Origin of the sequence: uncultured Gimesia sp., from assembly GCF_937919775.1 — a bacterium.
Lineage (GTDB): Bacteria > Planctomycetota > Planctomycetia > Planctomycetales > Planctomycetaceae > Gimesia.
In genome coordinates this window covers 1-5,633 of the sequence record NZ_CALFPF010000584.1, presented here as the reverse complement: position 1 = coordinate 5,633, position 5,633 = coordinate 1, and the positions used below count along the sequence as shown (strand labels likewise).

Sequence of the window (5,633 nt, the reverse complement as noted above, 5' to 3'; positions counted from 1 at the left end):
TTAATTCCTGAATCACGGATTCTGCTTCAACGACGGGCAGTCCCGCGATGGAAAATATGAAGGGCCGCTTCAACAAACGTTGCTGCAGTTCTTTGACCGTGATGTTTTTGACTGGATGAACAACATCGGGGGCGATTTCCGTTAAGGGGTCGAGAACAAAGCGACGGTACCAGCAGGCCGGATGGGGAATGACCAGTCCGGCCGATTCGAAAATCAACTGATCGTAGAGCAGCAGATCCAGATCGAGCGTGCGGGCACTCCAGCGCACTTCACGAATGCGTCCCATTTCTGCTTCGACGGATTGTAATTCGACTAACAATGCTTCAGGCGAAAGGCTGGTAAAAAGCTGAGCCGCGCCGTTCAGAAACGTCACATCGGTTTGACTGCCTACGGGAGCGGTTTCAATCCATTGGCTGGTTTTGACGAGAGAGATTTCAAGATGCCGGTTGAGCCGATCCAGAGCCTGGGAAAATGTTTCACGGACATTTCCCTGATTTCCTCCCAAAGCGATAAAGCAGTCAGGCATAGCCGTTCCATCAGACTGAAGAAAATAGTGTTTTGTGCTGTCTTGATTGCAGTTTAGTCAATCAATTCAGAAGTGCAATTCCACAGGACGTGGATTGAGTGGCGGGAAATGATGTGCGAGAAAGCAATGGAAGTGGACACAGAACAGAAGCTTAACCGTGATTTTGCAATTCCGTCGTGGCGTTTTCGAATAAGGCGTTCGTCTTCGTTCCTACCGCAGCGATGGCGGCGATACAGACCATGACAATCGCGGCCAGCATGACAGCGTATTCGACCGCAGTCGGACCATCTTCTTCAGCAAGCAAGCTTTTAAGAAATTGCATCTCCGACAATCCTTAAGACGAGTGGCAGTGGATATCGCCAGTCTAAATATAAAGTGAGCGGTAGAGTGATATGATTCTCGCTGCGAGAGCCAATTCCATGTCTTCAAACATACCTCATTTTTGACAACGGGCTCTGGAAAAACTTGAAAAGTTGACATAAATTTGTGTTTTGAGGAAGCGAAACCGGAATTTTCGAACAGGAATTACTGGGAATCGCTGTTGGGAGTCTGTTCAGACTGGCATATTCGACGGTTCCCTGTCACAATAAGCAGCACAGAGCGGCTTCTGTTCCCTGAATCTTAATTTGATCAGGAATAGTCAGGAGTTAGGTTTGTGCGAATTGTTTCGCTGATTCCCATTTTTTGAACCTTATTGGATAGGATACAATTGTTATGGCCAAAGAAGAGGCCATTGAAGTCGAAGGTACAGTGACAGAGGCACTGGCAAATACTCAATTTCGAGTAGAACTGGAAAACGGGCACCAGGTTCTGGCTCACGTTGCGGGGAAAATGCGAAAACACTTTATTCGTATCGTTCCTGGAGACAAAGTTGTGGTAGAAGTATCACCCTATGACCTGAACCGTGGACGTATCGTCTACCGGGAAAGATAACCGGCGTTTTTACAGCCAGCCACGTTACCAGATCCAGTTGCAGGTTGATTCACTTTCGCGGTGTGATCCCTTGCTTTTTATTTCACTCTGGACACATAATCGAATCGTTCTCATCTCCTAGCCAGGTTTGCGCCCTAGTATTATGCCCGATCCATCAGCGAAGCAGGAGTCTCTTCCGTTTGTGCAAATCTTTACCGATGGTGCCTGCCGGGGCAATCCGGGACCGGGAGGCTGGGGAGTCATTCTGCGACATCCTTCAACCGGAACGGAGAAAGAGTTTTCCGGCGGCGAGGCGGTCACGACGAATAATCAGATGGAATTGCTGGCAGTGATTTCCGGACTGGAACTATTAACACGAACTTCGCGTGTCGAGGTCATTACCGACAGCGTTTACGTTGCGAAAGGTTCTCTGGAATGGATGCCGAACTGGAAAAAAAACGGCTGGAGACGCCGCGAAGGCAAGAGCTGGAAGCCGGTGAAAAACGAAGAACTCTGGCGGCGGTTGGATTCGCTGCTGGAACGACACGATGTCAAATTCACTACGATCAAAGGCCATAGCGGCCACCCGGAAAATGAACGTTGTGATGAACTGGCAGTCGAATTTGCGGTAAAACTGCAGAATCAATCTGATTTATAACCATCTGGTTCTGGAATGCGATGACCGAATCTCCTCTGGAAACTCCTGTTCAATTTCTTAATGGAGTGGGAGCGGAACGCGCAGAGTTGCTGGCGAAAATCGGGATTGAAACCGTCGAAGATTTGCTGTGGCATCTGCCGCGCAGTGTGCTTGATTTAACGGATGTCCGCCCGATTAATGAGCTGGAAGAAGACCAGCCCGCTTCCGTCTGCGGCAAAGTGGTTGATCTGGATGCCCGCACGATTTCCCGCGGTCGCACGATCACGGCGATCCTTCTGGATTGCGGAACCGGCTTTCTGAAAGGGACCTGGTTTAATCAACCGTGGGTCATCAAGCGTTTCTTTCAAGGTCAGTTTCTGATGTTCTCGGGTAAAGCGAAACGCCGCTCGGGAAAGTGGGAGATGTCGCATCCTCAATATCAGGTGCTGGAAGAAGACCTGGACGATCCGCAAGGCCTGATCCTGCCGAAGTACAGCCTGACCGAGGGCATCAAGATGTATCAGATGCGGCGGATGGTTCGGGCCGCCGTCGATGAATACGCGCAGCTGATTCCCGATTATCTGCCGGAAGCCTTTCGTCAGGAACACTCTCTGATTCCGCTTTCTCAAGCTGTCATTCAGATGCACAAACCGCAGACGATGGAAGAATACCATGCCGGCGTGCATCGCGTGATCTACGATGATCTGCTGGAATTTCAGTTGGGACTGGCGATGCGCAGGCGACTCTGGACCTGTGTAGATAATGCGCCGCTGCTCAAAGTCACCGCCAAGGTTGATGCGCGCATTCGGCGACTGTTTCCGTACGACTTTACCGAAGGGCAGAATCAGGCCGTCAAAGAAGTCAGTGCCGATTTGGCTTCCGGTCGCGCCATGCATCGCATGCTGCAGGCAGATGTGGGAGCCGGTAAAACGGCGATTGCCATCTACGCAATGCTGGCGACGATTGCCGGCGGTTATCAGGCCGTGCTGATGGCACCGACGGAATTGCTGGCGGTGCAGCATTGGGAAACGATCAATGATATTTTGAAACACAGCCGTGTCGAACGGTGTATTCTGAGTGGCAGCTTAACAGCAGCACAGCGAAAAACGACGCTGGAGCAGATTGCATCGGGTCAGCAGCAGTTGATAATCGGCACGTCGGCCGTGGTTCAAAAAGATGTGAATTATCACGATCTGGGACTGGTGATTATCGACGAGCAGCATAAATTTGGCGTGATGCAGCGGGCCCACTTTACCAGCGATCAAAAGACGCCTCACATGCTGGTGATGACGGCGACACCGATTCCGCGCAGTCTGTGTCTGACCCAGTTTGGCGAACTGGATATCTCTGTGAATTCGGAATTACCCCCCGGACGGCAACCGGTGATCACGAGCCGAATTTCAACGACGCCCCAGAGAAAAAAAGCGTGGGATTTTCTGCGGGCTCAAATTGCCGCGGGCAGACAGGCTTATATTGTCTGTCCGAGAATCGATTCGGAAATTGAGCAGAACACCCGCTCGAGTGCAGAAGAAGTGTATCGCAAGCTGCAGCAGAGTGAGCTTGCTTCCGCCTCGATCGGACTGGTACACGGTCAGATGGACCGGGAAGAACGCGCTCAAATCATGAACCAGTTCCATCAAGGGACAATCCAGGTTCTGGTTTCCACAACGGTCATCGAAGTGGGAGTGGACGTTGCCAATGCGACCTTAATGGTGATTCTGCAAGCCGACCGGTTCGGTTTGTCTCAGCTTCACCAGTTACGCGGTCGGGTGGGGCGTGGCATCCATCAGGGCCATTGTTTTCTGTTTTCTTATACCGAGAATGAAGACGCCCAGCAGCGGCTGGCGGTCATGGAACAGACGACCGATGGATTCGAAATTGCCGAAGCCGATTTTCAGGCGCGCGGGCCGGGCGATATTTTCGGAACCAGACAGCACGGCGATCTTCCGTTGCGCGTTGCTGATTTGAGAAGGGACGAGGCGATTTTGCACGAGACGCGGGAAGTGGCATTGCGTCTGGTGGAAAAAGGGGAATTCGATCAGCCCCGGTTTGCACCGTTGAAAATTCGCGTATTAGATCGATTCGGGCAATTGATGGATCTGGGGCAAAGCGGCTGAGATTTCAAGACGGACGCTGAATCAGGTCCAAACTCGATTCGAAAACCAGGCAGCCAGCGTCCCGCAGGTGATCACCGGAAACCAGGCCGCCTGATCCGGTGAAATCAGCCGGGTCGTCCCCATGAAGAAAAAACATTGATTGATGGCAAACAACCCCCCCATCACGAATGCGCAGAAGGCAATATTCAAAATCTGGCTGCGACTTTCTTTCCGAAGTACAAACGGTATCGACATCATTACCGCAATCAGATTCATGAACGGGCGGGTTAACCGAAAATGCAAATCCATCGTCTGTTTTCGGATCGACAGATCGCTGAAAGAGGGATTATTGATTCTGGCAATCAGCTCGGGAGTGGAAATCAGCGAACTCGTATTCCGGTTGCAAAGCTGATCACAGCCCACATCAGACACGATAAATATGTCCTGCGGTTCATCACCGGGAAGAATCATTTCCTTTGCAAATTCTGCGATTTCCAGTTCATCGTAACGAGGAGAGGCATTCTTGAGTAACCAGCGTCCCGGCGTCTCTGAAGTTTGCGACTGGTAATAAGCGGCGCCCGATTTCACCGTCACAAAATCATGCACGGTCGGTTTGGACAGAACAAATTCTGCATTCACCATCTTTTTTTCCGTCAGCAACATTTCCTGCCCGTTGATCATAATCCTGGTACTGAAATCATAAACGGGCTCCACAAACTGAGAGCTGGTCCCAAGATCGCCCCGTTCTGCCTGCACCTTATCGGCGATACGCGGAATTAACAGTTCCTGGTTGGCAACGATAAAACAGTTGACCGTAATCGTGGCAAACGCCAAAGGAATCGCCAGTCGATAGGTGGGAATGCCTGCAGAAAGTATTGGGTTGAGTTCTCCGTGGCGCACCATCAGCGAGAAAACAACCACTCCCGCAAGCACAGTCAGAATCGGACTGACCATGTCAAAGAAAATACTGGATTGATACAGATAAAATTCCAGCATCAACCACAGCAGGCTGGTTGATGAGTCATCTTTCACACCCACCTGAAAACCATCAATATTGGTAAATCCGTCAAATACGACATACAAACCATAGGTGGCGATGAATCCAATGATGAACACATGGAAATATCGCTTTAAGAGATAACGGTCAAAGGTTGTAAACACGTTTTCCAATCGCAGTCTGGGGCGGATCTTTCGATCCGTGAAATGATTCAGAAAAAGGGGCGCGTATTACATAGGAATCGTTCAGATGGGTCAATATCAGGAAAACCGGGATTCCACAGACCGGGAAGTATACATTTTTACACACAGCAAAATCGGTGCAATTCACCAGAAAAAGTGGCGTAAAGAGTCGATTTTGAAGAGCGGGGAGAAAAAACACTTCCATAAGTGATTTTAATAGTAGAACTTGTGCAACAAATTTACATTTAGAAAGTTTCCAACTCTCGACATTTAAATTTCGTAG

6 protein-coding genes are annotated in these 5,633 nt (G+C 50.2%); 3 read left to right on the top strand and 3 right to left on the bottom strand.

The annotated features are described in order from the left end of the window. The coding region (gene folK, locus Q0294_RS16895) for a 2-amino-4-hydroxy-6-hydroxymethyldihydropteridine diphosphokinase (RefSeq protein WP_299467806.1) at window positions 1-526 on the bottom strand (526 nt) is incomplete at its 3' end. 151 nt (window positions 527-677) lie between these two features. Then, a complete protein-coding gene (locus Q0294_RS16890; protein WP_299467804.1) occupies window positions 678-848 on the bottom strand; it encodes a Flp family type IVb pilin in 171 nt (56 codons plus the stop codon). A 392-nt stretch (window positions 849-1,240) separates the two neighbouring features. Between Q0294_RS16890 and infA the strand changes: the two genes are divergently transcribed. The 3 genes from infA to recG all read left to right on the top strand — a co-directional run bounded on the left by infA (window position 1,241) and on the right by recG (window position 4,192). After that, window positions 1,241-1,459 carry a translation initiation factor IF-1 gene (gene infA / locus Q0294_RS16885; protein WP_002643979.1) on the top strand — a complete coding sequence of 73 codons (219 nt, stop codon included), beginning with the start codon at window positions 1,241-1,243 and terminating at the stop codon, window positions 1,457-1,459. A 142-nt stretch (window positions 1,460-1,601) separates the two neighbouring features. Then, on the top strand, window positions 1,602-2,096 hold the full coding sequence (gene rnhA, locus Q0294_RS16880) for a ribonuclease HI (protein WP_299467801.1): 495 nt from the start codon (window positions 1,602-1,604) through the stop codon (window positions 2,094-2,096). Window positions 2,097-2,116: 20 nt separating this feature from the next. Continuing rightward, entirely contained in the window at window positions 2,117-4,192 is a 2,076-nt protein-coding gene (gene recG, locus Q0294_RS16875) for an ATP-dependent DNA helicase RecG (RefSeq protein ID WP_299467799.1), read from the top strand. Window positions 4,193-4,213: 21 nt separating this feature from the next. Here recG and Q0294_RS16870 read toward each other — a convergent pair whose 3' ends face one another. Then, entirely contained in the window at window positions 4,214-5,332 is a 1,119-nt protein-coding gene (locus Q0294_RS16870; protein ID WP_299467797.1) for an LptF/LptG family permease, read from the bottom strand. Between the last annotated feature and the right edge of the window lie 301 nt (window positions 5,333-5,633).

Excerpts from the sequence above, each read along its gene's own strand:
- rnhA (WP_299467801.1), top strand. The coding sequence starts at position 1,602 with ATGCCCGATCCATCAGCGAAGCAGGAGTCTCTTCCGTTTGTGCAAATC.
- infA (WP_002643979.1), top strand. The coding sequence starts at position 1,241 with ATGGCCAAAGAAGAGGCCATTGAAGTCGAAGGTACAGTGACAGAGGCA.
- Q0294_RS16890 (WP_299467804.1), bottom strand. The coding sequence starts at position 848 with ATGCAATTTCTTAAAAGCTTGCTTGCTGAAGAAGATGGTCCGACTGCG.
- recG (WP_299467799.1), top strand. The coding sequence starts at position 2,117 with ATGACCGAATCTCCTCTGGAAACTCCTGTTCAATTTCTTAATGGAGTG.